Annotated in this window: 27 protein-coding genes; 5 read left to right on the forward strand and 22 right to left on the reverse strand. The window is 55.6% G+C overall.

Going from position 1 to position 26,316, the window contains the following annotated elements:
* Positions 1-48: 48 nt before the first annotated feature.
* Positions 49-1,185, forward strand: a complete 1,137-nt coding sequence (locus tag AC16KF_RS07780; protein ID WP_484036740.1) for an aminotransferase-like domain-containing protein — start codon at positions 49-51, stop codon at positions 1,183-1,185.
* Positions 1,186-1,262: 77 nt separating this feature from the next.
* On the opposite strand, the gene AC16KF_RS07785 is transcribed toward AC16KF_RS07780, so the two are convergent.
* Entirely contained in the window at positions 1,263-1,907 is a 645-nt protein-coding gene (locus AC16KF_RS07785; protein ID WP_484036741.1) for a YczE/YyaS/YitT family protein, read from the reverse strand.
* Positions 1,908-2,062: 155 nt separating this feature from the next.
* Here AC16KF_RS07785 and AC16KF_RS07790 point away from each other — a divergent pair, with 155 nt between their 5' ends.
* Both AC16KF_RS07790 and AC16KF_RS07795 read left to right on the forward strand, forming a co-directional pair.
* Complete coding sequence (locus tag AC16KF_RS07790; protein ID WP_484036742.1) at positions 2,063-2,515, forward strand: GNAT family N-acetyltransferase; 453 nt, start codon at positions 2,063-2,065, stop codon at positions 2,513-2,515.
* 56 nt (positions 2,516-2,571) lie between these two features.
* Positions 2,572-3,750, forward strand: coding sequence for an NAD(P)/FAD-dependent oxidoreductase (locus tag AC16KF_RS07795; protein ID WP_484036743.1), 1,179 nt, complete (start codon positions 2,572-2,574; stop codon positions 3,748-3,750).
* Between the two features lie 109 nt (positions 3,751-3,859).
* Here the strand turns inward: AC16KF_RS07795 and AC16KF_RS07800 are convergent, their stop codons facing one another.
* The 21 genes from AC16KF_RS07800 to mraZ all read right to left on the reverse strand — a co-directional run bounded on the left by AC16KF_RS07800 (position 3,860) and on the right by mraZ (position 23,534).
* Positions 3,860-4,660, reverse strand: a complete 801-nt coding sequence (locus AC16KF_RS07800; protein WP_484036744.1) for a hypothetical protein — start codon at positions 4,658-4,660, stop codon at positions 3,860-3,862.
* A gap of 5 nt (positions 4,661-4,665) precedes the next feature.
* On the reverse strand, positions 4,666-4,860 hold the full coding sequence (locus tag AC16KF_RS07805; protein ID WP_484036745.1) for a hypothetical protein: 195 nt from the start codon (positions 4,858-4,860) through the stop codon (positions 4,666-4,668).
* Positions 4,861-4,913: 53 nt separating this feature from the next.
* On the reverse strand, positions 4,914-5,333 hold the full coding sequence (locus AC16KF_RS07810; RefSeq protein WP_484036746.1) for a hypothetical protein: 420 nt from the start codon (positions 5,331-5,333) through the stop codon (positions 4,914-4,916).
* A 240-nt stretch (positions 5,334-5,573) separates the two neighbouring features.
* Positions 5,574-6,719 (reverse strand): cell division protein FtsZ, encoded by a 1,146-nt coding sequence (gene ftsZ, locus AC16KF_RS07815; protein ID WP_484036766.1) that lies wholly within the window; start codon positions 6,717-6,719, stop codon positions 5,574-5,576.
* A gap of 202 nt (positions 6,720-6,921) precedes the next feature.
* Positions 6,922-8,154, reverse strand: a complete 1,233-nt coding sequence (gene ftsA / locus AC16KF_RS07820; protein ID WP_484036747.1) for a cell division protein FtsA — start codon at positions 8,152-8,154, stop codon at positions 6,922-6,924.
* A gap of 90 nt (positions 8,155-8,244) precedes the next feature.
* On the reverse strand, positions 8,245-9,195 hold the full coding sequence (locus tag AC16KF_RS07825; protein ID WP_484036748.1) for a cell division protein FtsQ/DivIB: 951 nt from the start codon (positions 9,193-9,195) through the stop codon (positions 8,245-8,247).
* Entirely contained in the window at positions 9,192-10,277 is a 1,086-nt protein-coding gene (locus tag AC16KF_RS07830) for a D-alanine--D-alanine ligase family protein (protein WP_484036749.1), read from the reverse strand. Before AC16KF_RS07830 ends, AC16KF_RS07825 begins: the two co-directional genes overlap by 4 nt.
* Before the next feature lie 8 nt (positions 10,278-10,285).
* A complete protein-coding gene (murB, locus tag AC16KF_RS07835) occupies positions 10,286-11,203 on the reverse strand; it encodes a UDP-N-acetylmuramate dehydrogenase (protein ID WP_484036750.1) in 918 nt (305 codons plus the stop codon).
* A gap of 155 nt (positions 11,204-11,358) precedes the next feature.
* Positions 11,359-11,544, reverse strand: a complete 186-nt coding sequence (locus AC16KF_RS07840; protein ID WP_484036751.1) for a hypothetical protein — start codon at positions 11,542-11,544, stop codon at positions 11,359-11,361.
* A complete protein-coding gene (locus AC16KF_RS07845; protein ID WP_484036752.1) occupies positions 11,537-11,785 on the reverse strand; it encodes a hypothetical protein in 249 nt (82 codons plus the stop codon). The genes AC16KF_RS07840 and AC16KF_RS07845 overlap by 8 nt, the downstream gene beginning before the upstream one ends.
* A 1-nt stretch (position 11,786) precedes the next feature.
* Entirely contained in the window at positions 11,787-13,181 is a 1,395-nt protein-coding gene (murC, locus tag AC16KF_RS07850; protein ID WP_484036753.1) for a UDP-N-acetylmuramate--L-alanine ligase, read from the reverse strand.
* A gap of 77 nt (positions 13,182-13,258) precedes the next feature.
* Complete coding sequence (locus AC16KF_RS07855; RefSeq protein WP_484036754.1) at positions 13,259-13,789, reverse strand: CvpA family protein; 531 nt, start codon at positions 13,787-13,789, stop codon at positions 13,259-13,261.
* Entirely contained in the window at positions 13,786-14,838 is a 1,053-nt protein-coding gene (locus tag AC16KF_RS07860) for a UDP-N-acetylglucosamine--N-acetylmuramyl-(pentapeptide) pyrophosphoryl-undecaprenol N-acetylglucosamine transferase (RefSeq protein ID WP_484036755.1), read from the reverse strand. The genes AC16KF_RS07855 and AC16KF_RS07860 overlap by 4 nt, the downstream gene beginning before the upstream one ends.
* Complete coding sequence (locus AC16KF_RS07865) at positions 14,798-16,045, reverse strand: FtsW/RodA/SpoVE family cell cycle protein (RefSeq protein ID WP_484036756.1); 1,248 nt, start codon at positions 16,043-16,045, stop codon at positions 14,798-14,800. The genes AC16KF_RS07860 and AC16KF_RS07865 overlap by 41 nt, the downstream gene beginning before the upstream one ends.
* On the reverse strand, positions 16,024-17,403 hold the full coding sequence (murD, locus tag AC16KF_RS07870) for a UDP-N-acetylmuramoyl-L-alanine--D-glutamate ligase (protein WP_484036757.1): 1,380 nt from the start codon (positions 17,401-17,403) through the stop codon (positions 16,024-16,026). The genes AC16KF_RS07865 and murD overlap by 22 nt, the downstream gene beginning before the upstream one ends.
* Before the next feature lie 25 nt (positions 17,404-17,428).
* Positions 17,429-18,421, reverse strand: a complete 993-nt coding sequence (gene mraY / locus AC16KF_RS07875) for a phospho-N-acetylmuramoyl-pentapeptide-transferase (protein ID WP_484036758.1) — start codon at positions 18,419-18,421, stop codon at positions 17,429-17,431.
* Positions 18,418-19,839: a UDP-N-acetylmuramoyl-tripeptide--D-alanyl-D-alanine ligase gene (locus AC16KF_RS07880; protein ID WP_484036759.1), complete on the reverse strand. Its 1,422-nt coding sequence runs from the start codon at positions 19,837-19,839 to the stop codon at positions 18,418-18,420. The genes mraY and AC16KF_RS07880 overlap by 4 nt, the downstream gene beginning before the upstream one ends.
* Before the next feature lies 1 nt (position 19,840).
* Entirely contained in the window at positions 19,841-21,577 is a 1,737-nt protein-coding gene (locus tag AC16KF_RS07885; RefSeq protein ID WP_484036760.1) for a peptidoglycan D,D-transpeptidase FtsI family protein, read from the reverse strand.
* Positions 21,574-22,044 (reverse strand): hypothetical protein, encoded by a 471-nt coding sequence (locus tag AC16KF_RS07890; protein WP_484036761.1) that lies wholly within the window; start codon positions 22,042-22,044, stop codon positions 21,574-21,576. Before AC16KF_RS07890 ends, AC16KF_RS07885 begins: the two co-directional genes overlap by 4 nt.
* 80 nt (positions 22,045-22,124) lie before the next feature.
* Positions 22,125-22,997: a 16S rRNA (cytosine(1402)-N(4))-methyltransferase RsmH gene (gene rsmH / locus AC16KF_RS07895; RefSeq protein WP_484036762.1), complete on the reverse strand. Its 873-nt coding sequence runs from the start codon at positions 22,995-22,997 to the stop codon at positions 22,125-22,127.
* Positions 22,998-23,084: 87 nt separating this feature from the next.
* Entirely contained in the window at positions 23,085-23,534 is a 450-nt protein-coding gene (gene mraZ, locus AC16KF_RS07900; RefSeq protein WP_484036763.1) for a division/cell wall cluster transcriptional repressor MraZ, read from the reverse strand.
* Positions 23,535-23,887: 353 nt separating this feature from the next.
* Here mraZ and AC16KF_RS07905 point away from each other — a divergent pair, with 353 nt between their 5' ends.
* Positions 23,888-24,835: an RsmD family RNA methyltransferase gene (locus AC16KF_RS07905; RefSeq protein ID WP_484036764.1), complete on the forward strand. Its 948-nt coding sequence runs from the start codon at positions 23,888-23,890 to the stop codon at positions 24,833-24,835.
* A gap of 23 nt (positions 24,836-24,858) precedes the next feature.
* The gene (locus AC16KF_RS07910; protein WP_484036765.1) at positions 24,859-26,127 is read left to right on the forward strand and encodes a hypothetical protein; all 1,269 of its coding nucleotides are present in this window, start codon (positions 24,859-24,861) and stop codon (positions 26,125-26,127) included.
* Positions 26,128-26,316: the final 189 nt, after the last annotated feature.

A 26,316-nucleotide genomic window follows, 5' to 3' on the forward strand; every position in this document is an offset into this window, starting at 1 on the left:
GAGATTGGGTTGGAGGAGATTATAACAAACCCAATTATACTTGCGGCTATGAATCCTTTCTCTATCATCCAAACTTCTATCCCGCCCGATGTTATTGACCTCGGGTTGGGCAACCCGCCGCTTTCGTTGTTGCCGCTCGATATGATCCGCGAATCCGCGCAACAGGCGTTGGCGCACAGCGACAGTTCTATTTTGCAATATGGAACTGAACAGGGCAATGGGCATTTCCGCGCGGCGTTGGCGGAATTTCTCGGCGGTGGCTACGGCTTTTCGGTGAACGCCGATAACCTGTTCGTCACAACGGGCATCTCGAACGCGCTTGACTTGGTCTGCACATTTTTTACGAAGCCCGGCGACACGATTCTCGTCGAAGAGCCGTCTTATTTTTTGGCGCTGCGGATTTTTGCCGATCACGGATTGAACGTCATTCCCGTCGAGACCGACGAAAACGGACTCGTCCCCGCTTCTCTCGCAGGGACGCTTGCCTCGGCCGCGCCGAAATTTCTCTACCTCATCCCGACCTTTCAAAACCCGACAGGCTACACCCTCCCGCAGGGACGCCGCGAAGAGATCGTGCGACTCGCGGAGAAACATAACTTCCTCATCGTCGCCGACGAGGTGTATCAATTATTGAATTACTCGCAACAGCCGCCCAAACCTTTCGGCGCATTCGTGGACTCGAGGCACGTCATCTCGCTGGGATCGTTCTCGAAGATCCTCGCCCCCGGTCTGCGCCTCGGCTGGATGCAAGCGCACGCAGACATCATCCACCGTTTCGCCAATAGCGGACTCATGGACAGCGGCGGCGGGTTGAATCCGTTCACATCCGCGATTCTGCGCGGGATGATCGAATCAGGCGGGTTGGGAAACAATATCGCGAGGCTAAAGCAAATTTATCTGAGTCAAATTCAAGTGATGGACGAAGCGTTGCGTCGTCATATTCCCCAAGCGAAATACGAAGTCCCGCACGGCGGATATTTCTTCTGGCTGAAATTCCCCGAAGGCATAGACGTCGGCGCGCTTCGCAAAGGAGCAGGCGCGTTCAACGTGGATTTTCGTCAAGGCGCATTATTCTCTAGCAGTGGCGGGTTGAAAAATTACATGCGGTTGTGCTTCGTGATGTACGAAGCAGACAAGATCGAAGAGGGTGTCAAACGCATTGCTGAATGCGTGAACACAAAATAATCACCGCTAAGCGCGCGAAGGGCGCCAAGAAAACCTTTTAAAACTTTGCGGACTTAGCGTGCTTCGCGGTAAAAGAATTAATCTGCGGTGGCTTCAATAACTTCAACTTCGGGTTGATGCGGCTTGACGTTGAACAACTTGAACGCCCACTGCACCGAGGGACCGATCAACAGCGCGAAGACCACCGTCCCGAACCCCAGCGGACCTCCCAACACCCAACCGATCAACACAACGATCACTTCGAGCACCCCGCGCGCGAGGCGGATACTGACTCCAGTGACGCGATGGATCGCCAGCATCATGCTGTCACGCGGACCCGCGCCCGCGTCCACGCCGATGTAGACGGCGGTTGCGATTCCCTGCACGAGAATGCCTGCGAAGAAGAAAACAATTTGCAAAAATAAATTTCCAGTGACTGAGGGAATCAACCACAAGCACAGATCGAGCCACGGACCGATGCTGAGGATATTCCCCAACGTGCCCCAGCCTACTTTTTCGCGCAATACCAGCGCGAGGATCAACACCGCGAACCCAACGAAGACGGTCATCCTGCCGATGGTGATTCTGAAAATGTCTGCCAGCGCGATCTCGAAGACCAGCCAGGTGGTCGTGCCGAGGTTCGCGCGAATGACCAGCGCGAGCGCGAGTCCGTAAAGCAGAAATCCGATTTGAATGACAAAGAAGTCGCGTATAAAAGTATTCCAACGAATGGGTTTGAGCATGAGTCTCCTTGTATGTCATTGCGAGCCCTTCGGCAGGCTCAGGATAAACTCCGCGAAGCAATCTCCTGCAATGTATTGGGGATTGCTTCGGGCGGAGGAACACCGCCCTCGCAATGACATGATAGAGATACTATCACCCATGATAAACTTACGCCATGCAGAAAATAGTTGAGGCGCATCGCGGACAATTCACGATCAGCACCGATCATTCACGCCTCGATGTAGATGCCATCTGCGAATTTCTCGCACGCGCCTACTGGGCAAAGGGACGTCCGCGCGAACGGACAGAACGCGCGTTGGAAAATTCATTGGTGTTCGGCTTATATGACGGCGAAAAACAAATTGGTCTCGCGCGCGTCGTCACGGATTACGCGATCTTCGCGTATCTCTGCGATGTGTTCATCCACGAAGAGTACCGCGCGCGCGGACTTGGCAAGTGGTTGATGGAAACTGTCCACAGCCACCCTGATCTGCAAGGTCTGCGCCGCTGGACTCTCGCCACACGCGACGCGCACGGGTTATACAAACAATTCGGCTGGGATGCGCTGGGCAACGCTGAAAATTGGATGGAAATTTTTCGTCCGTTCGCGGGAGAGGGAAGAGATTAGGTTGTCGTTTCGTCAATATGGAAGATTGATCACTTCAACTTGACGAAAGGGTAACCATGAAACACTACAAATACTTGATTATCGGCGGCGGCATAGCTGGCGACGCGGCAACGCGCGGGATCCGCGAATTGGACGCGGACGGTTCAATCGGACTCATCAGCGCGGAGCCCGACGCTCCATACATGCGCCCGAATCTTTCAAAGGGATTATGGAAGGGGCGACCTCTCGAAAAGATCTGGCGCAAGACCGAAGAGCGCGCCGAATTATTGCTGGGGCGCACCGTCACCGGGCTTGACACAACGAAAAAAATAGTCAACGACAACAAGGGAGGCGAATATACCTACGATAAGTTATTAATCGCCACCGGCGGCTCGCCGATCCGTTTGCCGTTCGGCTTGGTCGATATCTCCTACTTCCGCGATCTTCAAGATTATCAGCGTTTGCGCAAAATGGCGGATGAAAAGAATCGCTTCGTTGTCATCGGCGGCGGGTTCATCGGCTCGGAGATCGCCGCCGCGCTCACGATGGTCGGCAAACAAGTGACGATGATCTTCCTCGAAGACGCCATCGGCGGGCGCGTTTTCCCCAGCGACCTCGCACAGCGCCTCAACGAGTATTATCGTGAAAAAGGCGTGGACGTGATCGCAAACGATTCAGTGGCGAGCATTCAAATGGACGGAGACCGCCTCACCGTCCAGACGGGAAGCGGCCGCGCCATTGAAGCAGACGGCGTCGTGGCGGGAATCGGAATCCGCCCGAACGTGTCGCTTGCGCAGGAGGCTGGTCTGAACGTCGAGAACGGAATCGTCGTGAATGAAAATCTGCAAACGTCCGCGCCCGATGTGTACGCGGCGGGCGACGCGGTCAACTTCTTCCACACCGCATTGGAAAAACGCGCCCGCTTGGAGCACGAAGATAATGCCGTAGCGATGGGCAAACTGGCGGGCAGGAACATGGCAGGCGCAGGCGAGACATACAACCATATCCCAATGTTCTATTCGGATCTATTCGATCTTGGATACGAAGCGGTGGGCGAGATGAACAGTGAAATGGAAACTGTCGCCGACTGGAATGAGCCTTTCAAAAAAGGCGTGATCTATTATCTTGCCGATGGACGCGTGCGCGGCGTGTTGTTGTGGAATGTGTGGAAAAAACTTGGCGAAGCCCGCGCGTTGATCGCGGATCAAGGTCCGTTCAAGGCGGAGGAGTTGAAGGGGAGGATCAAAAGCGAATGACGATAGGCGATGGACGATAGACGATAGACGATGGACGATAGACGATAGACGATGGACGATGGACGATAGATGATGGAAGATGGTCTATGGTCAATCGTCCATTGTCGAGCTATGCCAACTTCTGTGGATACAAAATCCCCGTAACATCATCGTGCAAGCGCACTGCCTCAGGCAGGGAATGAGACGCGCCCACCTGCTCGACCAGTTTGCACACGCTGAAACTTCGGCTCGCGCTTTCATATTCGCTTAACCAGCGTTGAAATTCCGAATCATCCCCCATACGCGGATAGGTTACCTTATAACGAGGTATGTTCATACGCGATGGTTTCGGTGTAAGGCGGGCTCGAAAACACCTCTGCTTCAAACATAAGGTTGTATACAAAGAATCGCAATTGAACTCGTTCATCATGGCTTTGGTCAATGAGCTGGTCGGCTCAAAATCATCCCCCAAAACAATCACCCTTGCGCCTTGATATGTTTCATAGATACGAAATGCATATTGCGCGTATTTCGTTGCCGCCAGCGTTCTAACCATATCGAAAATTTGATCTTTGGGCGGTCGGGAATCCTTCTTTTTGAAGAGGTTCATCAACCCAGCAGGTTTCGGCTTGTCGATATCGAGGATCAGCATCCTGGCACTGTTCAAAACTTTTGCCCCGTAACGATTACGCGTGATTAAATTATTCGGGTCGATTTCTTGAAGTAATTCCTCCCGAATTTCCACCTCATAAGTTTCAAGTTTATAGCGTTTACCGGCGATTTTGAGTTTAATGCGTTCCGCTTTTTGGTCCGCTTGGATCTTCGCATCCTCCACTGAAATATTGGAACCGCCATAACAAATAAATTCAACTTGCTCACGACCATAGAGAGTCTTATAGGTTTCAGCAGTCCAATATTTGTAGATTTTCATTTTCCCTACTTCTCATCCCCCAGACTTGAGATCGCCCGCAAGAGACCGAACACGAGCATGCCGAGTTTCAATCCCTCGCCGGCGGTCAGGGCGGTTTCGCTTTCGTTCTTCTCCGCGCGGCGGTTGAGGAGCAACGCGGCGATGAGACCGGCAAACGCGCCGATGAGCGCGCCGGTGAAGAGAGTTTTGCTTTTGTTCATATTTTTCTCCAGAAAGACCTCACAGGTCTCGTAGACCTGTGAGGTCTCTTTAATTATTTCCTTCCAAAAAATGCCTTGATGCTCGCGCCGATGCCATCGAGGAACAGCACGGGCTTGACCGCCATCTCCGTTCCGCGTTTGATGTAACTCGCGGCGAGATGGACGTAATCTTGCGCGAGACCGGTGTAGGTGGGCGTGATTCCCAGCAACCGCTTCATCAAGTAGACCAGCGCGACAAGCAACGCGAGCAACACCACGCCTGCGACCATGACCGGGATCACGATCCAGATCGTGGAGATCGCCGCCCAGCGACCCACGTCGCCGCCTTGGTTGAAGGTGGCGATGTTGATCAGCACGATCAACGCGACAAAAAGAAGCGCGCTCAGTATCACAGGCAGGAGAATCTGCCACGTCAATTCTTTGCGATGGCGTTTGTATGATTCGTGAACAGGTTGTGGAATTTTGGCTTTCATTCAACCGTATTTTAGCACATCCCCATTTTTTAAACCGCCAAGAGCGCAAAGGGCGCGAAGAGTTAAAGTTTTTCTTTACGATCTTCGCGCTCTTCGCAGTGAGTGAACTTAAACACACAGAGCGATTCGGACGTGCCTCGCCCAGGCACGCCAGAACCGCTCCGGCAAAGGAGGTGGACTTGACCGAATTTTTCATCGAGACCTCACAGGTTTTAAAAACCTGTGAGGTCTAACGTTTTTTTATCTTCGATTCCGCAAAAAGGTCGGGATGTCGAGATCGTCTTTGTTGACGGGGGGCAGAGGAGCCGACTTCGCCTCACCAGCCTGCACGTCGGCATGAACCGAGACCGATTCAAGCGGGCGTGAGAACGCCGCCGGCTCCGTCCGCTTGTTCTCGCGCGTGTTGCGTTCGAGCGCGCGGCGCGGCATCGCATTGCGTTCGAAGCCGGTCGCGATCACAGTGATGCGGATGTCGTCGCCCAGGTTCGGATCGATGACCGCGCCGAAGATCATGTTCACATCGGGGTGAGCCGTTTCGCGGATGATCGCCGCGGCTTGATTCACCTCGAAGAGAGTCATATTCGGACCGCCGGTGACGTTGAACAGCACGCCGCGCGCGCCGTCGATCGTGATGTCGAGCAGTTTGGATGAGATCGCATCCTCGGCGGCTTTCTTCGCGCGCTCGTCGCCTGTGCCGGTTCCAACCGCCATGAGAGCGGCGCCGCCTTCGGACATGATCGCGCGCACGTCGGCAAAATCGAGGTTGATGAGACCGGGGATGGTGATCAATTCAGAGATGCCCTGAATGCCTTGATGCAACACATCGTCCGCGAGGCGGAAGGCGTCTTGGAGGGAAGCGCGTTTGTCGGCGATCTGCAATAAGCGATCGTTGGGGATCGCGATCAAGGTATCGGCATGTTCCTTGAACTTGCCGATGCCCGCTTCAGCCGACGATAAACGACGCCCGCCTTCGAATGTGAACGGGCGCGTCACAACGCCGATGGTGAGCGCGCCGCTTTCTTTGGCAATTTGCGCCACAACCGGCGCCGCGCCGGTGCCGGTGCCGCCGCCCATACCCGCGGTGACGAACACCATATCCGCGCCTTGCATCACCTTGTATAACTCATCAGCCGATTCTTCCGCGGCTTTGCGTCCCACTTCCGGGTCGCCGCCCGCGCCAAGGCCGCGCGTCAACTTATCGCCAAGTCGCACGCGCGTGGGCGCTTTCGCATTCTTCAACGCTTGCGCGTCGGTATTCGCAATGATGAATTCAACGCCTTGAATCCCTTCGTCGATCATGCGGTTGACGGCATTCGATCCGCCGCCGCCCACGCCGATCACTTTAATGCGGGCGAATGCTTCTGCTTGTTGCTGGTTGTCTTGCATATTGGTCGAGTCCATGTTGAGCCTCCATCAAACATTGGTTGAATGATACTTGCTTTTGATTCCGCAGCGATAAATTTTAAGGGTGAGAAACGATTCTTTGCCACACATCGTCCCGATCGTCTTCGGGAGAGAACACAGAAAACACCGAGTGTTTATATTTTTTCTCAGAGAACTCTGCGCGCTCTGCGGCTACATACTCTCGCTACGGTAAAATCCTTCCGACAATTTTCTTGATATACCCAAACCCCATGCGTGATTCTCCTTTCCTGCGGCGGTCGCGCCCAATGCTTGTATCTTCATCCTGCATCGAAAGCGCCCATTGCAACAAACCCACACCGGTGGAATACGCCGGCGACCTCAACCGATCCACCAGCCCGGAGAGATTCTCCGGTTGCGCCGAGCGGACCGGCATACCCAACACTTCGCTTGCCACGCGGTTGATGCCCGGCAATGCCGATGTGCCGCCAGTCAACACCATGCCCGCCGGTAACAGACCGTCGTACCCCGATCGTTTGATCTCTTGCAGGATCAACCCAAAGGTCTCCGACACGCGCGCTTCGATGATCTCCGCCAATTCCTGCCGGTTGATCTGCACGGACTTATCCTCGCCAAACGGGCGCACGGAAAAATATTCCTCGAGTCCCACTTCGGCGCGAACGGCATGACCCTGTTGTTTCTTTACGTCCTCGGCTTGCGCAAACGGCAACCGCAGACCATGCGCAATATCCTGGGTGATGTGATTGCCGCCAACCGCGAGCACCATCGTATGCCACACATCGCCGTTGACGTAGATCGCCAAATCCGCCGTGCCGCCGCCGATGTCGCAAACCGCCACCCCCATCTGCCGTTCCTGTTCGGTGAGCACGGCTTCACCGGAGGCAAGCGGGTTCAACACAAACTCTTGAATCTTTACGCCGCCTGCGCCCACGCAATGGCGCAGGTTATCCACTGTGGCGGCAGAGGCGGTGATGATGTGCGCTTCCACTTCGAGGCGATACCCGTGCATCCCTTTCGGGGCGCGGATGCCATCCTGCCCGTCCACTGAAAATCCGCGTTGGATCACGTGGATGATCTCGCGGTCGTTCGGGATCGCCACCGCGCGCGCCTGCTCCATGGCGTGATCAAGATCGTATTGCTCGATCGTCTTCCCATTGACGGCTGATACGCCGCGGCTGTTCACCGACGACACGTGCGCGCCGGCAATGCTCACCAACGCCGAGGTGATCTCCAACCCCGAGGTCGATTCGGCCTTTTTCACCGACCGCGCAATGGCTTGCGTCGCGGCGGCGAGGTCAACGATGACGCCTTTGCGGATTCCATCCGAAGGCTCAATGCCCACGCCCATGATGCGAATGGGGTTGTCCTCCTCCACGCGCCCCACCAGGGTGCAAATTTTTGTCGTACCTACGTCGATGCCAACTACAATTTCTTCCATGGTTCCTTTTCATCTTCACCAGTGACCTCAAGCGGAGAAACCCGCCCGACGACACCATGTTCGCCTTTTTATGTGTTTCTCTGTCTACCTTTACTGATTCATCCGGTAATAGGGCGCGGTCGGATAGGTTACATTGATCAACGCCGGGCGGATGCCGCGCTGGGTTAATGAATTCACCATCGTTTCATACACGCGCATCTTCAGTTCCACATCGCTGGCGGTGGCGCCGAAATAAGCGCGCCAGCCTCGGGGATCGTTCCAGCCAAACCCGTTGACCGAATCGTACAGGATCACCGCGCCAGGCGGGACGTGACTCGCCAGTCCCTTCAACGCCTGCACCATCTCGACCGTGATATACGGAGTCGGCGCCAGCGGATCTGTCCCGCCTCCGATCGCCGGGGGAGCTGATTCAGCCACCACCGAAACGAGTCCCACCATCTCGCCGCGCGGACGATACGCAACGCCGTCCTCGGCGATCCACGTATACGCGCCATTCTGCTCCCAGCGAATAAACGGCTTGCGCTCGACGATATGCGCCGTGACAAGGTTCGGCAGGGATACATTCACCTTCACCGCGGAGATCTCGGGAAAATTGAGCAAGAGGCGCGTCTCCAACTCGGAGGGAGTCAGCATAAAGATGGGTTGACCCGCAACGCCCATCACCGAATTTAGCTCAGCGGGAGTCAGGATTTGGTTGCCAGTCACCTGCGCCTCCGAAACCCTCAACTCAGGGCGGGTGAACGAAAAGTACGCCGCCAAGCCAAGTGTTGCAACCAGGAGGAGCGAAAACGTCCGCCAGTTAAATCGCAGTCGTGGAAACTGGATCGTGGGCAGGTGAATCGCCCTCAAGTTGACGCGCGGCATGGCTAACGCGATATTGAATCGCCGCTTGTTGTGTTTCGGCGCGGGTTTGGGGCGAGGCTTCACAGCGCTTAAGGGGCGCGTCGCCTCGCGCGCGGCGCGTTCGATCGATTTGGTATGCTCGCTCTCGCGTCTCAAACGGACGAGTTCGGCTCGGGACATATATTTTTTGTTATTCATGCGCGGCTCCGATACGTATGCGATGTTTGGTCTCGTTCTGCTTTGCGCTCGAGCGCCAGTTCGATCAACCGGTCGACGAGTGTTGCATAAGGGAGGTGCGAGGCTTCCCACAGCTTCGGGTACATACTGATCGTGGTGAAACCGGGAATGGTATTCAACTCGTTGAGATAAACCTTGTTCGTATCTTTCTCCACAAAAAAATCCACGCGCGCCATCCCCGCGCAATCGATCAGGTGATACGCGCGCACGGCATAAGCGCGGATCTGTTCGGAAACATCCGCAGGCAATTTTGCCGGTATATCCAAACCGGAAGTGCCGTCGATATATTTCGATTCGTACGAGTAAAACTCGCGGCTCGGCAAAATCTCTCCGCACACCGAAGCGGAGGGCTCGTCGTTGCCCAGCACGCTGACCTCGATCTCGCGCGCGTCATTCACGCCGCGTTCGATCAGCACGCGCCGGTCGAACGACGCGGCTTCCATCAAGCCTTCCTGCAAGTCGGAGCGGTTATGACATTTCGTCACGCCCACCGAGGAACCTAGGTTGGCAGGCTTGGTGAACAATGGATACGCGCCAACTTTCTCTGCCTTCTCAAGGACAGCATCCATATTTTTTTCGATCTCCTTGCGCGACGCCAGAACAGACTCGACGATGGGAATATCATTCGCGCGCATCACTTCTTTGAACACGCCTTTGTCCATGCCGACAGAGGAGCCGGTCACGCCCGCGCCGACGTACGCCACATCTGCCATTTCAAACAAGCCTTGAATTGTGCCGTCTTCGCCGAACGTGCCGTGCAGGAGGGGAAAGAATACATCAACAACAGGATACGTGTTACGAGTTGCGTCGGATGGGTCAGGCGATAGAACAAAATGGTCGAGTCCTTCGAGTTTGTTGCGTTCAAACTTTCCGATCACATCCTCGCCCGTCAGCCATTGACCCTCGCGCGTGATGCCGATCTGGGCGACTTCGTACTTGGCGGGGTCAAGCACCGAAAGCACGGAACGCGCGGACATGAGCGAAACATCATGTTCGCCGGAACGTCCGCCAAAGATCACTGCCACTCGAAGTTTCTTTTTCATATCTCTGCTCACCACTCGCCAACCATCTCGATCTCCAACTCCAGGTCGATGCCTTGCTTCTCTTTCACCGTCTTCTGCGCGAGTTGAACCAGCTTGCGGATATCCTCCGCCCGCGTCGCGCCATGATTGACGAAGAAGTTTCCATGCACCGGGCTGATCTCCGCGTTACCGACGCGGGTCCCCTTCAAGCCCGAGGCTTCGATCAGGCGGCCCGCATAATCGCCGGGCGGGTTTTTGAACATCGACCCCATGCTCGCGCCCGGCGGCTGGGTCGTTTTACGATGCGCGCTAAATTGTTGAATCTTGACCGTCGCATCTTCTTTGGTCGAATTCGCCAGACTCAACTCCGCCGACAGCACGATGGCTTTCAACTCGCCGCGTTTCAAAACACTGGCGCGATAGCCATATCCCATTTGTTCGACGGAAAACCGTTCGCGTCCGTTTTCGGTCAGCAGTTCGGTAGAGAGCAAACTACCAGCCACATCTCCGCCGAACGCGCCCGCATTGCCATACACCGCGCCGCCGATGGTGCCGGGGACCGCCGCCGCCCATTCGATGCCGCCGAGTCCCTTCGAGGCGCACCGGTTGGCAAGGTTGCTGAACACCACACCCGATTCGGCAGTGACCGAGGGCTGGTCGCCGGGGTGAAAAGTAACTTTCTTTGCCCGGTTCATCACCACCACCCCACGAACACCCTTATCGCTGACGAGGATGTTCGAGCCACCGCCGATGACGATGAACGGCAGTTCGTTCTTCCATAGAAATTTCACAACCCGCGCCAACGCGGCAACCGAATCGACAGTGACGAACAGGTCGGCAGGACCGCCGATGCGCGCAGAGGTAAACGGCGCAAGAGGCGCATTCTCTTTCACCATCTCGCCGAACTTGGCGATGAGCAGGTCAACGGGGCGGGCTAGGGCAACCATGTTTTTCGAGTCAGCCGGTTGGCTGGCGCATTTCCTTTCTATTTCTCTCTAGCGTACATTCATTTTTTACCGCGCAGAACGCTAAGTTCTCAAAGGTTTCCTTCGCGCCCTTGGCGGGCTTCGCGGTTCAATCTTGTCTTGTCTACAAATTCCGACTATTCATCCTTCTTGTTCAATTTCTCGATCAACTTCTCGACCGTTTTTTCCTTCGATTCTTTTTCTTCCTCATGCGTCTGCTCGGTTTTCTTTCGACGCGCGTCTTTATCGAAGAAAGAAAGGAGCATTCGCAACGGGGGCAGGAAGAAGATCTCGGGCTTTTCGTGATCTTTTTTCTCAGGCATGACTCCCCGCCATTTCAGGAATCGCAACGCGGGAAAACGGTTGCGGCGATTCGACAGCCAGCCCGGCCAAGGGGCTCGCCAACGCCGGCATGGATTTCATTTTCTCGATCAGTTCAACCGCGAGTTGTTCGTCCGCATTCCACGCGGGGACGCGCGAGGGCACACCGCGCCCGGCGGCGAGTAAAACTTTCCGCAGGCGGAGCAGGTCCAAGGTCCGGAGTTGAAGCGTTTGTCGGGTCATGTCATCTCTCCTTCAGGGTTTTCAAAACTTCCGCGCAGATCTGGTCGGCATCGCCAGCCGATAGCACGATCAACACGTCGTTGGGTTGCAAATTCTTCAATAAATAATCGGTCGCTTGCGGGAGCGTGGCGATGTAACGCGCCGAGGGATGCGGCATACCGCTAACGATCTCCGCCGAGGTGAAATCCTGTTTCGGTTCGCGCGCCGCGTACACTTCGGTGACGATGACTTCATCGGCATCTTTGAAGGCGCGCGAAAATTCGAGATGTAACGCCTGCGCGCGCGAATACGTGTGCGGTTGCCAGACCGCCCAGATGCGGCGTTCGGGATAACGCGCCCGCGCCCCTGCCAGCGTGGCTTTGATTTCGGTGGGATGATGGGCGTAGTCGTCGTACACGCTGACGCCGTTCGCTTCGCCTCTCAACTCGAACCTGCGTCCGGTTCCTGTGAATTTGCTCAATGCCTTTGCGGCTTTTTCGCGCGAAAGTCCCAGCACATCCACGATCGCCAGAGTTGCCAGGGCATTGCGGACGTTGTGCTCGCCCGGTGCCTGCAACGACACCTCCACCGATTCGAGCCCGGCGCTCTTCAAGTTGGAGGAGGCGACGAAGTCGAAGCCGCCGCGTTGGTTGGGCTTCACATCGCGCGCCATCACCCAATGCGGCGCGCTGATGGTGTTATCCATGCGCGCGCCATAGGCAATGACGTTTTTGCCGGCTTTACGCGCAGAGGGGATGAGCGACATTGCGCCGGCATCTTCCACGCAGACGATCAGGGCGCCGTCGGCTGGGAGAAGGTTGATAAAGGTTTCGAAGGATTGTGTCATCGCCTCGAAGGTTGGGAAGAAATCGGGATGGTCGTGCTCGAGGTTGGTGATCACTTCGATCTGCGGTTTCAAACCGAGGAACATGTTGTCGTATTCATCGGCTTCAATGACGAATAAATTGCCTTTTCCGGCGCGGGCGTTGACGCCGAGATTTTTCGACACACTGCCAATAATGAATGAGGGGTCGCGCTTGAGTTCGGTCAATACCCAGGCGGTCATGGCGGTGGTGGTGGTTTTGCCATGCGTGCCGGCAATGGCAATACCGGTCTTATCTGCCATCAATTCGCCAAGAAAATCCGCGCGTTTGTACACGGGAATATTCTTCTGCAGAGCCGCCTGCACTTCAGGGTTATCATCCGGGATGGCGGAGGAACGCACGACCCAATCGGCTTCCGCCACATTGCGGGCATGATGTCCCACGTACACGGTCGCGCCGGCCTTGCGCACCTCTTCGGCAAACGGAGTCAGCGCGCGGTCAGAGCCGCTCACCGCGTATCCGCTTTCCAGCAGGAGACGGGCGATGGCGGAAAGTCCGCTGCCCCCAATGCCGATGAAATGGACGTGTGTCATGTTAGTTGAGTAGTTTGGTAGTTTGGTAGTTTGGTAGTTAGATAGTTAGATAGTTAGATAGTTTGGTGGTTGGTGGTTTAGATGTAGACAACGATGATGAACACGAAGGCGAGGATGATGGCAAAGTAAATGCCCGGATCGCCGAGGAGCCCAGGCGGCATGTACAACATCATGTTGTTGATCTTGGTCAGTAAATTCGGGTCGGTTGGCGCGGCAACAATTTGTGAAAATGGATATTTCGCCTTGTCCAAATAGAACAGCACACTGCCGGCAATGAAATATCCGTTCACGCCGCCGAGCAGGACGCCGATGACCGTGTCTTGAAAGCGCTCGCGCACCGCGCGCGATGCCAGATGCTGGATGCTGACCACGGTCTGATACCCGAAATAGACCAGCACGGTCAGGACGATGATACGCGCCCAAAACAAGTTAATGTCAGAATCTTGCATACCCGCCACCAGCGGAACATATTTCCGCAAGACGTGGTTGATGGCAAGCGCGAGGATGGCGCTGAATGTGACAAGCAGTTCCTTCGCCCAGCCGCGCATTCCTCCAATGAACCCAAAGAGCAGGACGTACATCCAAAAAACAATATCGATGCTCATCATAGGCTTTTCACTCCTGCCAGTTCGATTAACGCGCTGGCGATCTTCTCTGCGGCGCGCGGATGCGACAATTCAAACATCGCCGCCCGCATGGATTTCAACTTATTCTGGTTCTCGAATAAAACGTTCAAGGTCATCATCAGTTCGGTGTTCAGGCGGTGGTCTTCCAAAATAACCGCCGCGCCGCGCCAGGCAAGGAACTCAGCGTTCACTTTTTGGTAACGCCACGCATAGGGATACGGCACAAGGATGGAAGGCAACCCGAATAATGGGAACTCACCCAACACCGAAGCGCCCGCGCGCGTCAGCGCCACATCTGCCGCGGCAAATGCCGCGCCCATTTCATGCAGGTAGGGCATGGCATGATAACGCGCGGCAAGTTCCATTGGCAGTTGCTCGCGCATTTGTTTTACGTATTGCCAGTCCGGATCGCCAGTGAGATGGATGACCTCGAACTTGGCGAGCAGGTCGCGCAGGTGATTGATCACGGCAAAGTTGATGGAACGCGCGCCTTTGCTTCCGCCGAACGCCAACAGTACGGGCTTTTCGCCGGAGATGCCGAGGTGACGAGTCGCTGTCAATCGGTCCCACAGCGAAAGGTCGGGGCGCAGCGGGTAGCCTGTTTCGCGCACCTTCTTGCGAAAGAACTTTTGCGATTGGCTCGTTGTCACGGCAATCACATCGGCATAGCGGGCAAGGGACTTTAATGCCAGCCCCGGTTCGATATCCGGCGTATAGAGCAGGATCGGTATCGACGCCCCGGCGATGGCGACCGGCGCCGCCACATACCCGCCAGTGAAGAACATCACGTCCGGTTTAAATTCGCGCAGGATGCGGCGAGCGGCAAGGACACCGCGCCCAAGCGTGAGCAGATTGCCCGGCAACGCGGTAAGACCGACGCCGTGCAGACCGGCGGCAGGGACGCTGGTAAAGGCAATACCCTGGCGTTTTACCAGAGATTCCTCCATGCCGCCCTTGCCCCCCACCCAGAGCGTGTCCACGTCGGTGACTTTAGCCGTCAACGCGCTGTGAACGGCGAGCGCGGGATACACTCCGCCTCCCGTCCCTCCGGCGCAAATCAATAACCGCACCGAAAGACCTCCATTCGTTTTCTTCGATCTTTGAACCCTCGCCGCTTTGGCGCGAGATGTTCAACACAATACCGATGGCGCATAACGTGGAAACCAAATTCGAACCGCCCGCGCTGATGAACGGCAGGGCGTTCCCGGCAAACGGCATCAACCCAACCATCACCGCCATGTTGATCGCCGCTTCCAGCCCGATCCAAAAGATCACACCCGAAGCCAGCAGTGTGCCGAGCATATCCGGCGCGCGACGCGCCACAACCAGACCGCGCCAGATCAACGCGCCGTACAACGACATCAACAAAACCGTGCCAAACAAGCCCAGTTCCTCGGCAACGACCGCAAAGATGCTGTCGGTGGGGGCGAACGGGAGACCGGTCAACTTGGTATCCGCTTCGCCCAAGCCCACGCCGAACACGCCGCCTTTGATGATCGCCTCGAACGATCGGCGCACGTGATACGAAGCGTTCGTCGGATCCTGAAAGCCGGCAACGAACGATTCAACGCGGTCGCGCCCGGTGGCGCTGAATTGCACCACCACCCAGCCGATCACGAGCGCCAACAGCAAGAGAAAGATGATCTGTTTGATATCCGCGCCGGCGAGATAAAACAACAAACCGCCGAGGATCAGCACCGTGCCAGCCGCGCTCAAATCGGGTTGCAGGTAGATCAAACCGCAGATAATTCCAAGGATCACGCCCAGCGGAATCAAGCCAAAAGTCACATCGTGCAGGCTGTGCCGCTTCGCGTACAACCATACCGAAAGATAGATCACTGCGATCAACTTCGCCAGTTCCGACGGTTGATACGAACCGTTGAGAAAAGCCCGCACCGCGCCCAAACGCGCTTCGTTAACCAACAACACGCCCACCAACAACCCGATCGTGCCCAGCATGGCGAACACACCCACCTTGCGCCAGATGTGATAATCGAACAATGAAAGCGCGAACGCGCCGATGATTCCCAAACCGAACCAGCGCGCCTGGCGCGCAAACATATAGGTCGACGACCCGTATTCATTGAACGAAAAATCGAACGACGCGGAATACAACATGATCAACCCAAACACCGAGAGCGCCACCACGGTGAGAACCAACGGCACATCCAACCCGCGGCTGAGACTCTTCGCGAACGAAAATGAGATACGATCATTTACGAAAGTTCTTGAACCCATGCTCGAAACCTTTCTCCGCGTTCTTCGAAATCTTTGAACTCATCGAAACTCGTGCCGCCCGGTGAGAGCAACACGACATCGCCCGGCTTTGCGACTTCCGCCGCCTTGCGGACCGCCTCGCGTAAACCCGTCACGCGGAAAAACACACACCGCTTCTCTCCGACGGGGAGGCTGGCTACTGTTTTCTCGATCTTTTCCGCCGCCTCGCCAAAAAGCACCGCGTACGTTACTCGTTCTTGCGCGAGTCGCATCAACTCCTCCCAGGGGAGGTTTTTATCGCGCCCGCCAAGTAAAAGCACGATCGGCTCCTCAAAGGAACGGATGACGGCGATCGTTCGCTCGGGCGCGCTGGCGATCGAATTGTTGTACCAGCGGACTCCGTTCCACTCGCGCACCAACTCCAAGCGATGCGGCACGCCGCGAAAATCTTCAACCGCTTCGCGCATCGCCTCCAATGGAAAGCCCGCCGCATAACCGATGACGAACGCGGCAAGCACATTCGCCACGTTGTAATCGCCGCGCAAATGAATCTTCTCGCGCGGCATGAGAGTGACATTCAATTTGCCGTCGCGCAGATTCAACGAACCATTTTGCAGATAGGCGCCATCCAATCCTTCATCCAGATCGTGAAGGCTGAACGTGACCAACTTTCCTTTCACTTTGCCGCGCAGGTTCCACGCGCCCTTGTCGTCCCGTCCCAACACAGCCACATCCTCCCGCGATTGAAATTCCAAAATGCGACTCTTCGCCGCCGTGTACGCTTCCATCGTGCCGTGACGGTCCAAATGATTCGGCGTGACGTTCAAAATCGCGGCGATATCCGGTGAAAGGGTCATTTGTTCCAATTGAAACGATGAAAGTTCCAGCACGGCAATATCATCGGGTTGCATCTCATCCGCGTAATTCAACAACGGGTCGCCGATGTTGCCGCCGACGAAGGCTTTTTCGCCGTGAACATTCTTTGCCATGTTGCCAACCAATGTCGTCGTCGTTGTCTTCCCTGCCGAGCCGGTGATGCCGACCGTTTTGCACGGCGCGACTTCCATGAAGATCTGCGAATCGTTCGAGAGCGGAATGCCTCGCCCGACCGCTTCCACCACGATCGGCAATGTCAGCGGGACCCCGCCCGAGAGGCACAGCACATCCGTTGAATCCAACAAGTCAAGCGGATGCCCGCCCAGCGCCCAGTCGATCTGATATTCCACCAGCGATTCGCGCGCGAGGCGGAGCTCATCCGCGCCGCGCATATCGCTGACCGTAACGCGCGCGCCATGCAATGAAAGCCAACGCGCCAGGGCAAGCCCCTGCCGGGCGGCGCCTAAAATCAACACGCGGGTATCTTGCCAATTCGTCTTCATACAGTTTCGCGCCACGCAATACTCTTTACACCAACGCCAATCCCATGCCGATCATGGCGGCGAGCAGACCGATCAACCAGAAGCGTTGCACGATCTGCGTTTCGCTCCAGCCGAGCAATTCAAAATGCAAATGGATCGGCGCCATTTTGAAAAAACGTTTGCCCTTGGTAAGGCGGAAGTACGCGATCTGGATCGACACGCTCAACGCCTCGCTCAATGGGATGATGGCGATCACCAGCAACAAGGGCCATTGACCGGTCATCAGCGCCACCACGGCAAGCGTGGAACCGAGCGCCATCGAGCCGGTATCGCCCATGATTAATGCGGCGGGATGCACGTTGAACCATAAAAAACCGAACAACGCGCCGACCACGATGAAGCAGAACTGCGCGAGGTACACCTGCCCGCCGATCAGCGCCACGCCGCCGAACGCGGCAAACGCAGTGGCAGAGATCAAACCGGCGAGACCGTCCAGCCCATCGGTGAAGTTGACCGCGTTCGATTCGCTCACGATCACAAATGCCGCCAGCGGAACGTACCACCAGCCCAGTTCGATCTCATGGCGATACCCGGGCAGGAACATATCCGGCACATCGAGAACGAACTTCAACACGATGCCCGTCCCCACCGCCAGCGCGATCTGCGCCAAAAACTTGGTGCGGATGCGCATCCCATCGCCGCGACGTTTGCCGCGAATACCCTCCCAATCGTCCAGTGCTCCGAGCGCGCCGAACGCGACCATCGCAATGAGCGGGACCAATACCGAGCGCCCGGTCACATCCAAGCCGATCAACGCGGCGGCATTAAGCAAGCCCGTCAATAACAGCACAGGCAGGATGAACAGCACCCCGCCCATGGTGGGCGTTCCCATTTTGATGCGGTGCTGGTCCGGCTCTTCCACGCGGATGATCTTGCCGATCTTGAAATGCCGCAACATGCGGAGCAACGGCATGCCCCAGATCACCGTCATCACAAACGAAAACATCGCCAGCCCGAGCACCAAGGCGGAATGTTTCATGAGCGCATCTCCAACACGTTGGTGATACGGTCCATGCGCAAGCCGCGCGATCCCTTGATCAACACCACATCATCCTTCGACAAATTCGCGTTCAGCCAGTCGACCAACGGCTCGAGGGCGTCGAACTCGAGCACCGACGATTTTTTCATGCCGGCTTTACGCGCCGCCTCGGCGGTGATGCGCGCGCGCTCGCCCAGCGTGAGCAACATCCCCGCCACTTGAGCGGCGCGTAAGCCGACCATCTCATGCCCGCCGCGTTCATACGGACCGAGTTCGAGCATATCCCCAAGGACGGCGATCTTCCTGCCATCCAACTCATCCAGCAAATTCAACGCGGCAAGCATCGATTCCGGCGAAGCGTTGTACGTATCGTCCAGCAACAACGCGCCGGTCTCGCTGCGCACCGCGGCAAGCCGCAATTGCGTATGACCCTGGTTCAAGCCTTCAAGAATTTCCTGCCAGTTCATACCTTCCACCAAGCCAACCGCCGCGGCGCGAAGCGCGGTATGCACCGAATGCCGCCCGATCAGCGGAATCTTCACGTGCAGGGCTTCGCCTTGATAGTGAATGCGAAAACGGATGCCATCCAGACCCAGCCCTTCGACCTGGTCTGCCCACAGATGCGCCTCTTGCGACAAGCCGTAGAAGAAGACTCGCGCCTTCGTTTTCTCTTCCATCCTGCGCACCCACGCATCATCGAAGTTAAGAATTGCCACGCCCTCGGGAGCCGGCGGCAACGCCTGAACTAATTCCGCTTTGCCGCGCGCAATGGCTTCCTGCGACCCGGCGCGCTCCGCATGGACGGTTCCCACGTTCGTCACCACGCCCACTTGAGGCAGGGCAATATCGCACAAAAAGGCGATCTCGCCGGGCACGTAGAATCCCATCTCCATCACGGCGCGTTGATGTCCTTCGCTCAAGCGCAAGACGGTCATCGGCAAGCCGATCTCGTTGTTGAGGTTGCCGGGGCTTTTCAACGCGCGATAGCGCGTGGCGAGCACTTCGGCGATCATTTCTTTGGTGGTCGATTTGCCCACGCTCCCGGTCACGCCGATGACCCGCAAGTTCAACTTGCGCCGCCAAAAACGCGCGATCTGTTGCAAGGCTGTGACCGTGTTCTCCACTCGCAGGCAAAGCGGAATGCTGTAATCCTGGGCGGCGACCGATTCCGGGGTGGCGGCGCGCAGGTCGAAGGTCCGGAAGGAGGCGTCCAAGTCCCGCTGAGTTAAAGCAAAAGACGCCCCCCGCTTGAAGGCTTCAGCGATGAAGGTGTGACCATCCGCTTTCTCGCCGGGGATGGCGACGAACAGCGAGCCGGGAATCACCTGGCGCGAGTCGATCACCGCTTCGGTGATCACCGTTGCGGCGGCGGGTCGGGCGCCCGTGAGGGCTTCGATGGCGTCGGCAATTGTGAGCATGTTATTTTGAGGTGTGTTGCATCCGGACATTATCCGGCGGAATGTTGAGCAGGATGACGGTTTGTTCGGCAACTTTGGCAAACGTGGGCGCGGCGGTCTGCGATCCCCAAATCGAGGAGGTGGGCGCGTTTAACCACACGTAGATCATGAACTGCGGGTCATCCACAGGTCCCCAGCCAATGAAGGACGCGTTGGTAACGCTTGGGTCGTAACCGAAATCGGTGGGGATTTGCGCAGTGCCGGTCTTGCCAGCCACACGATAGCCGGACAATAACGCTTCGGAAGATTCAGCACTGAGCGATTGCGCCAGCATTTCGCTCAACGTGTGAGCGGTCTGGGCTGTGATGGGCGAGCCGCCGTATTGCGATGGGACGTTGTATTGATGCCCGTCGCGCAACATCGAATATAGGATGTGCGGCGTGACCATCCTGCCATCGTTGGCAATTGCGGAGGCGGCCATGAGCATCTGCAACGGCGTGGCAGTGACTCCCTGACCGAACGCGTTGGTGCCGAGGTCGACGTTGTACCAATCCGAGTCACCCGGTGTCTTTAGCCTGCCCATCGCTTCCCCTGCCAGGTCCACCCCGGTGGGGTGACCAAAACCGAACCGCTCCATGTATCCATAAAAAGTGGTGGGACCCATTTGGGTGGAGATCCATGCCATGCACACGTTCAACGAATGTTGCAAGCAACCGACCATGTTCTGTTCGCCCCAGGCTTCCTTATCCCAATTTTGGATGGTGAAGCCGCCCACTTGAATCGAGCCGGTGTCTACGTAGGTGGTTTCGGGTTTGACGAGGCCCGTATCCAGCGCGGCGGCCATGGTCAACACTTTCATCACGGAGCCGGGCTCGTATGCCGTCCCGATCGACCGGTTGTATTGGCTGCCGTCGTTATACAATGAAAAATAATTGGTGTAATTATTCAAATCCATGCGCGGCGTGGTAGACATGGCAAGGATCTCGCCATTGCGGGGATTCATCACCACGATGGCGCCGTTCTGCGCGCCGTATTCGATCAGCGCCTCATCGAGAATCGCTTCGACCCTGGCTTGCAAATCGCGGTTCAGGGTTAGGACGAGCGTTGTACCGTTGGGCACGCGAGGAATCGCTGTGGCTTTGTTCGGGTCGCGCGGCACCCATACCTGCACCGGGTTGCCCGCAAGCAAGTCGTTGTATTTTTCCTCGATACCGAAATACCCGCGTCCATCGCGGGTGACAAACCCCAGCACGTTGGAAGCCAGCGAAGTTTCCGGGTAACTGCGTTGGAAGTGCGGCTTGAAGGCAATACCCCGCAAGCGGAAATCCTTCGCCGTTTCCAATTGCTTGATCTGCGCCTGCAATGCGGCGACAATGTTCGCGTCTACGTAATCTTGAATAACCACATAAGACCAGGACTCCGGCGATTCGGTCAATTTCTTGAAGACATCCTCATACGTCAAGCCGAGGTATGTGCCGAGCGTAACCGCCAGCGCATCAGGGTCTTCCATATCAGACAGGCTCACTCCCACTTCGTATACTGTTCGATTGCCCGCCAGCAGATGACCGTTTCGATCATAAATCTCGCCGCGCTCCGGGTAGAACATGCGGAACTCGCCCGCGTACTGGTCGCCTTGCGAGAGAAAGATCGCCGCCTGTTCACTGTTCTGAATGCGGATCATCTGCACCAGAATTGCCAGCGCAACCAGCCCAAACCCGGCAATGAGCATCATCGAACGGAGGGCATACTGCCGTCTCATGGTTGCTTCGCCCCTCCAAATTTAATCTGTTCATCGAACCATTCGATCAACGATTGTGTGTATGCCTCGGGGATGATCCGCTCAGGGCTGGTCACATCCTCTGCCGCGAGCAGGATCGATGGCTCCGGCGCAAGATAACCCGACACAGCCACATATTCCAACTCGCCGGGCTTCACCGGGCGGTAGCCAAGCGCAAAAGCGCGTTGTTGCATCACCACTGTAGAAGTAAGGTCGGCAAGTTGGGTTTCGAGGTCGGCATTGGCGCGTTGCATGGAAGTAATCTCGACGCGCAATTCCTGAATCTCGCGCCCGGTCACTGCCGCGCGCGCGGTCACCGTGAGGTAAAGCGCGGCAACCATCGAAGCGCCGATCACGAAAAGCAAAAACGCGCCCGCGTACTGGCGTTGAATACGCCACGGGGCTTGTTTGTGCGCATGGACGATCTGTTGTGTAGCCTGTGCTTGCATAACGACCTTTATATTTGGGCGATTGGTCGCGTAGTAACGACTTACTCTAAAGAGTGCTTTGCGAAGTCGTTATTACATTTCTAAAGTTTTTCGGCAATGCGAAGTTTCGCACTGCGCGCTCTCGGATTGTTTTTCGTTTCTTCTTCCGAGGGCAGGATCGGTTTTCGGTTTACCTCTTTGATCGTCGCCTTGCGTTCCACTTCATATATCTTTTCGTAAGGCGGATTAATCAGGTCTTTGCTTTGTTCTCTAAAAAAATCTTTGACGATTCGATCTTCCAATGAGTGGAAGGAGATCACTGCGAGTCTGCCTCCGACGTGGAGGCTGGTTACTGCTTGCGGGAGCGTTTTCGCCACCGACGCCAACTCGTCGTTCACCGCGATGCGCAAGGCTTGGAAAGTTTTCGTCGCGGGGTGGAGACGATTCCCTTTACGGGGGGAAACGGCTTCGATAACTGCGACCAGCTGTCCCGTCGTATGAAGCGGTCTGGCTTTCACAATGGCTCGCGCGAGTTTGCGAGAGTCGCGTTCTTCGCCGTATTCGTACAGCACATCCGCTAGTTCGCTTTCGGAATAGGTGTTGACGATGTCTGCCGCGGTCTGCAACGCGCTGGGACCAAATCGCATGTCGAGCGGAGCGTCGTGTTGAAACGAGAAGCCGCGCTCGGGCGTATCGAATTGCATGGATGACGCGCCGAGGTCGAGGACGATGCCGTCCACCGAATCCCATTGAAGGTTTTTCAGTTGGGCGGCGAGCGTCGTGTAGGAGGCTTGCGCCAGATGGATGCGATGTTCGTAAGGAGCCAAGGTCTTACGAGCGATCGCCAACGCCTGCGGGTCTACGTCGAGACCCAACAGTTGCCCATCTGGCGCAGATGCCTCCAAAATTCCGCGAGCGTGACCGCCCGCGCCGAGTGTCCCATCCACATAGCGCCCTCCGCGACGAGGTTGCAACGAGTGTATAATCTCTTGGTAAAGTACAGGTTGATGCGATGTGTTCATCGTAGTAACGACTTTAGTCGTTGACGACTGAAGTCGTCACTACGAGGTATTGTTCTTTGAAAGATCAAGCGTGGCGAAGCGTTGTTGGTTCGCTTCCACATCCTGCAAGTTATCCATTTGCGATTTCCAATCGGCAGGAGTCCACACTTCGAAGTAATCGCCCTGCCCCGCCACAGTGAGTTCGCCGCTTGAAACGCCGAGGAACTCGCGCAAATTCTGCGGGACGAGGATACGCCCGACTTTATCCACTTCAACGGGATATGCGTTCGAGAGGATGAGTCGGCGCAACATGCGGGCAGAGGCGTCTGCCATGTTCATGTTGTTGATGCGTTCGTACACTTCTTTGAAGTACGCATCGGTCATCACCATCAGGCATTTGTCGAATCCTTGGGTGATGAACGCGCCAGCCGCCAGCAAGTCGCGATAACGCGCCGGGATCATCAGGCGCCCTTTGTCATCGAGATTGTGCTGGAACTGACTGAGGAACATTTGTGCTATTTATCCTTTAATCGGTGAACGCCGGGGATGCCGGCGTTCCTACCACTTCGTACCACTTTTTCCCACATTATACGCTTTTCAAGGGAAAAATCAAGGTTTTGTAACTTGTTTGTTAAGTCCCTCTGTTGTCCTATGGGGGTAATTGGTAAGTGGTAATTGGTAATTTTGGAGATTAGAGATTGGAGATTGGAGACTGTGGTGGATCGGGAAAGAGGATTGGAGAATTAGAGAATTCATTTACCTTGCTGGGATTCGATTGCTGTAACGCGACATTCATGTCGCCCTTGCCTGAGATATTACATCCTCTACCGGGTAACGTAATTTGTAATTGAAGGATTTGAGAATTGTTGAATTCATTTACATTGCTTGAAGCCACTAAATGGAAAGATTACGCCCTGCTCGATAGCGGCGATGGGTTGAAGTTGGAACGCTTCGGCAAATATGTTTTTGTACGACCCGAGTCGCAGGCGATGTGGAAGCGCGCGCTAACCTCCGAGTGGAAGAACGCGGATGCGGTGTTCATTTCCACAGGCGAGGAAAGCGGCGGGCATTGGGATGTCAAAACGAAAGTGGATGAGAAATGGGAGATGAACTATCCACTCCCCCGCTTCGACTACGGCGCTGACAAGCACAGCGCCTCCGCTCAGCGCGAATTAAAATTTAAAGTGATGACAACTCCAGGGCGGCATCTTGGGGTCTTCCCTGAAGTCGCTTCGCATTGGGATTGGTTCAGCGAATTAATTAGCCACAGAGTTCTCAGAGAAAATAGAGAAACGAACGTTTTAAATTTATTCGGCTACACAGGGTTGGCGACGCTCGCCGCCGCGTCGGCTGGCGCAAAAGTGACTCACGTGGACGCGTCGAAAAAGTCCGTGAGTTGGGCGCGGGAGAATCAGGCGTTATCGGGGTTGAGCGACGCGCCTATCCGCTGGATCGTGGATGACGCGTTGAAGTTCGTGCAACGTGAAGCGCGACGCGGCGTGAAATATGACGGCATCATTTTAGATCCTCCCAAATTCGGGCGCGGACCGAAAGGCGAAGTGTGGGAAGTGTATAAGTCCCTACCGAATCTGTTGGAAACCTGCCGGGAATGTCTAAGTGAAAATCCACTGTTCGTTGTCACAACAATTTACGCGGTGCGCGCGTCGGCAGTCCACGTGGCGCAGGCGATGGACGATATGATGAAGGGGTTTCGTGGGAAAATCGAAATGGGTGAACTGGTCACGCGCGAGCAAAGCGCGGGGCGGTTATTGTCGCAGGCGGTGTATGCGAGGTGGAGTTCGGACGATTGACCATTGACAATGGACGATGAACCATGAAAAAATTCTTGCTCGTTTCTCTGATTGTTTTCTTCACGGCTTGTACCAACGCAACACCTACGCCGACTATTCAGACTTTCACAGAAACAGTTGCTGTTGCTACGCTAAATCCTGCCACTGAAACTCCAACGGCGACAGAGACAGAAACCGCAATCCCCGAAACCGCAGAGCAAAAAGCAGCGCGTGAACTCACCGAAGCGGTTGCCGCGGGTCTGCGCACAAACAATCCCGATACGTGGACGGGGCAGTACGCCACGTATGCCCAGTGGTATAAAAACGCAAGCAACCCAGACATAGTGTCCGACGCGCAGTTAAATGAACTGAATACGTTTATGCAGAACGGGCGTAAAGCCGACCAGTTACGGTACTTCTCCGAAAATCCCGATAATGCAAAAATCATTCTGACTGACTTTCTGGTGCAGTTTGTGCCGGGAAGTATCACCCGCGAAGCCGCAGCGAATATGTCCGTAGCGGATTTGGAAAATTTGGCGTACTCCCAGAACGAGTACCTGCGGCAGTTTCTGGAACTGCGCTACCACGCCCTCACTGGTGAAGAAACGTTATTTGCTCCCAAAGAGATCAAGGACAACGAGACAAACCCAAAAAGCTGTCCTTTATTTCACCGGACGGGAGAGCCCGGCAATCCGGTGTGGAATGGATTTTATGGTATGTGGGTAAATAACGCGCCAACGTTTTTAAAGAACGCAGAATCGCTCACTAACGATGAAATTGTCTTTCACCATGATATGTTTGGCCGGCAGACAGAGCGATGTGGGTTTTTGGCAGGCGACGATATTGCAGCCGACTTTATGGGATATGGCAAAAAAAGTGGCAGTGACGGGATTTACTATACGCATTGGCTGGTAAAAGACGCGAAAGGTGTTCCATTTTTACATACCTACCTCGTCGTAACGGATCCAAATTATGCGATTTCTATTCCAACGGGTAGTCATGTGCTTGGCAGTTTCAACGGGTTGGACACAGTAGATTCAGGTAGCATACATCGCGATATTTCATTAACCACGGGATTCGCGTATATAAACGGAAATAACCGCCAGCAGTTGACGTTAGATATACTGAAACAGTTTCATACCTGGCCTCCGGGGATTGTTAAAATTGAGTCTGGTAGCATATCCATGCCCGGCGGCGGGAATGCAAATCAGTTTTTTGATCCGGAGACCGGGCTGATGATCATAGGGTCTGAGGTCGGAGCATCTTTTAATGGTTTCCTCTATTTTGGTACCGATGTAAACCCCTGGCCCTAGCCGATTGTATTTTCCTCTAGTATATATTACAACAGTATATAGCCTATGAAGCGAGCTATACTCGTAGGGCAATCGCATCTAAATCGGTGAGGCGAGGACTTTGAGGAGGTAATCCTGGTTCCAAGCGGCTTGGAGTTGCTTGGCATGCATACCGCCTTTGGCGGTTTTCTCCTGTTTGAGCAGATTGAG

It is taken from the genome of Candidatus Defluviilinea gracilis, from assembly GCF_057138825.1.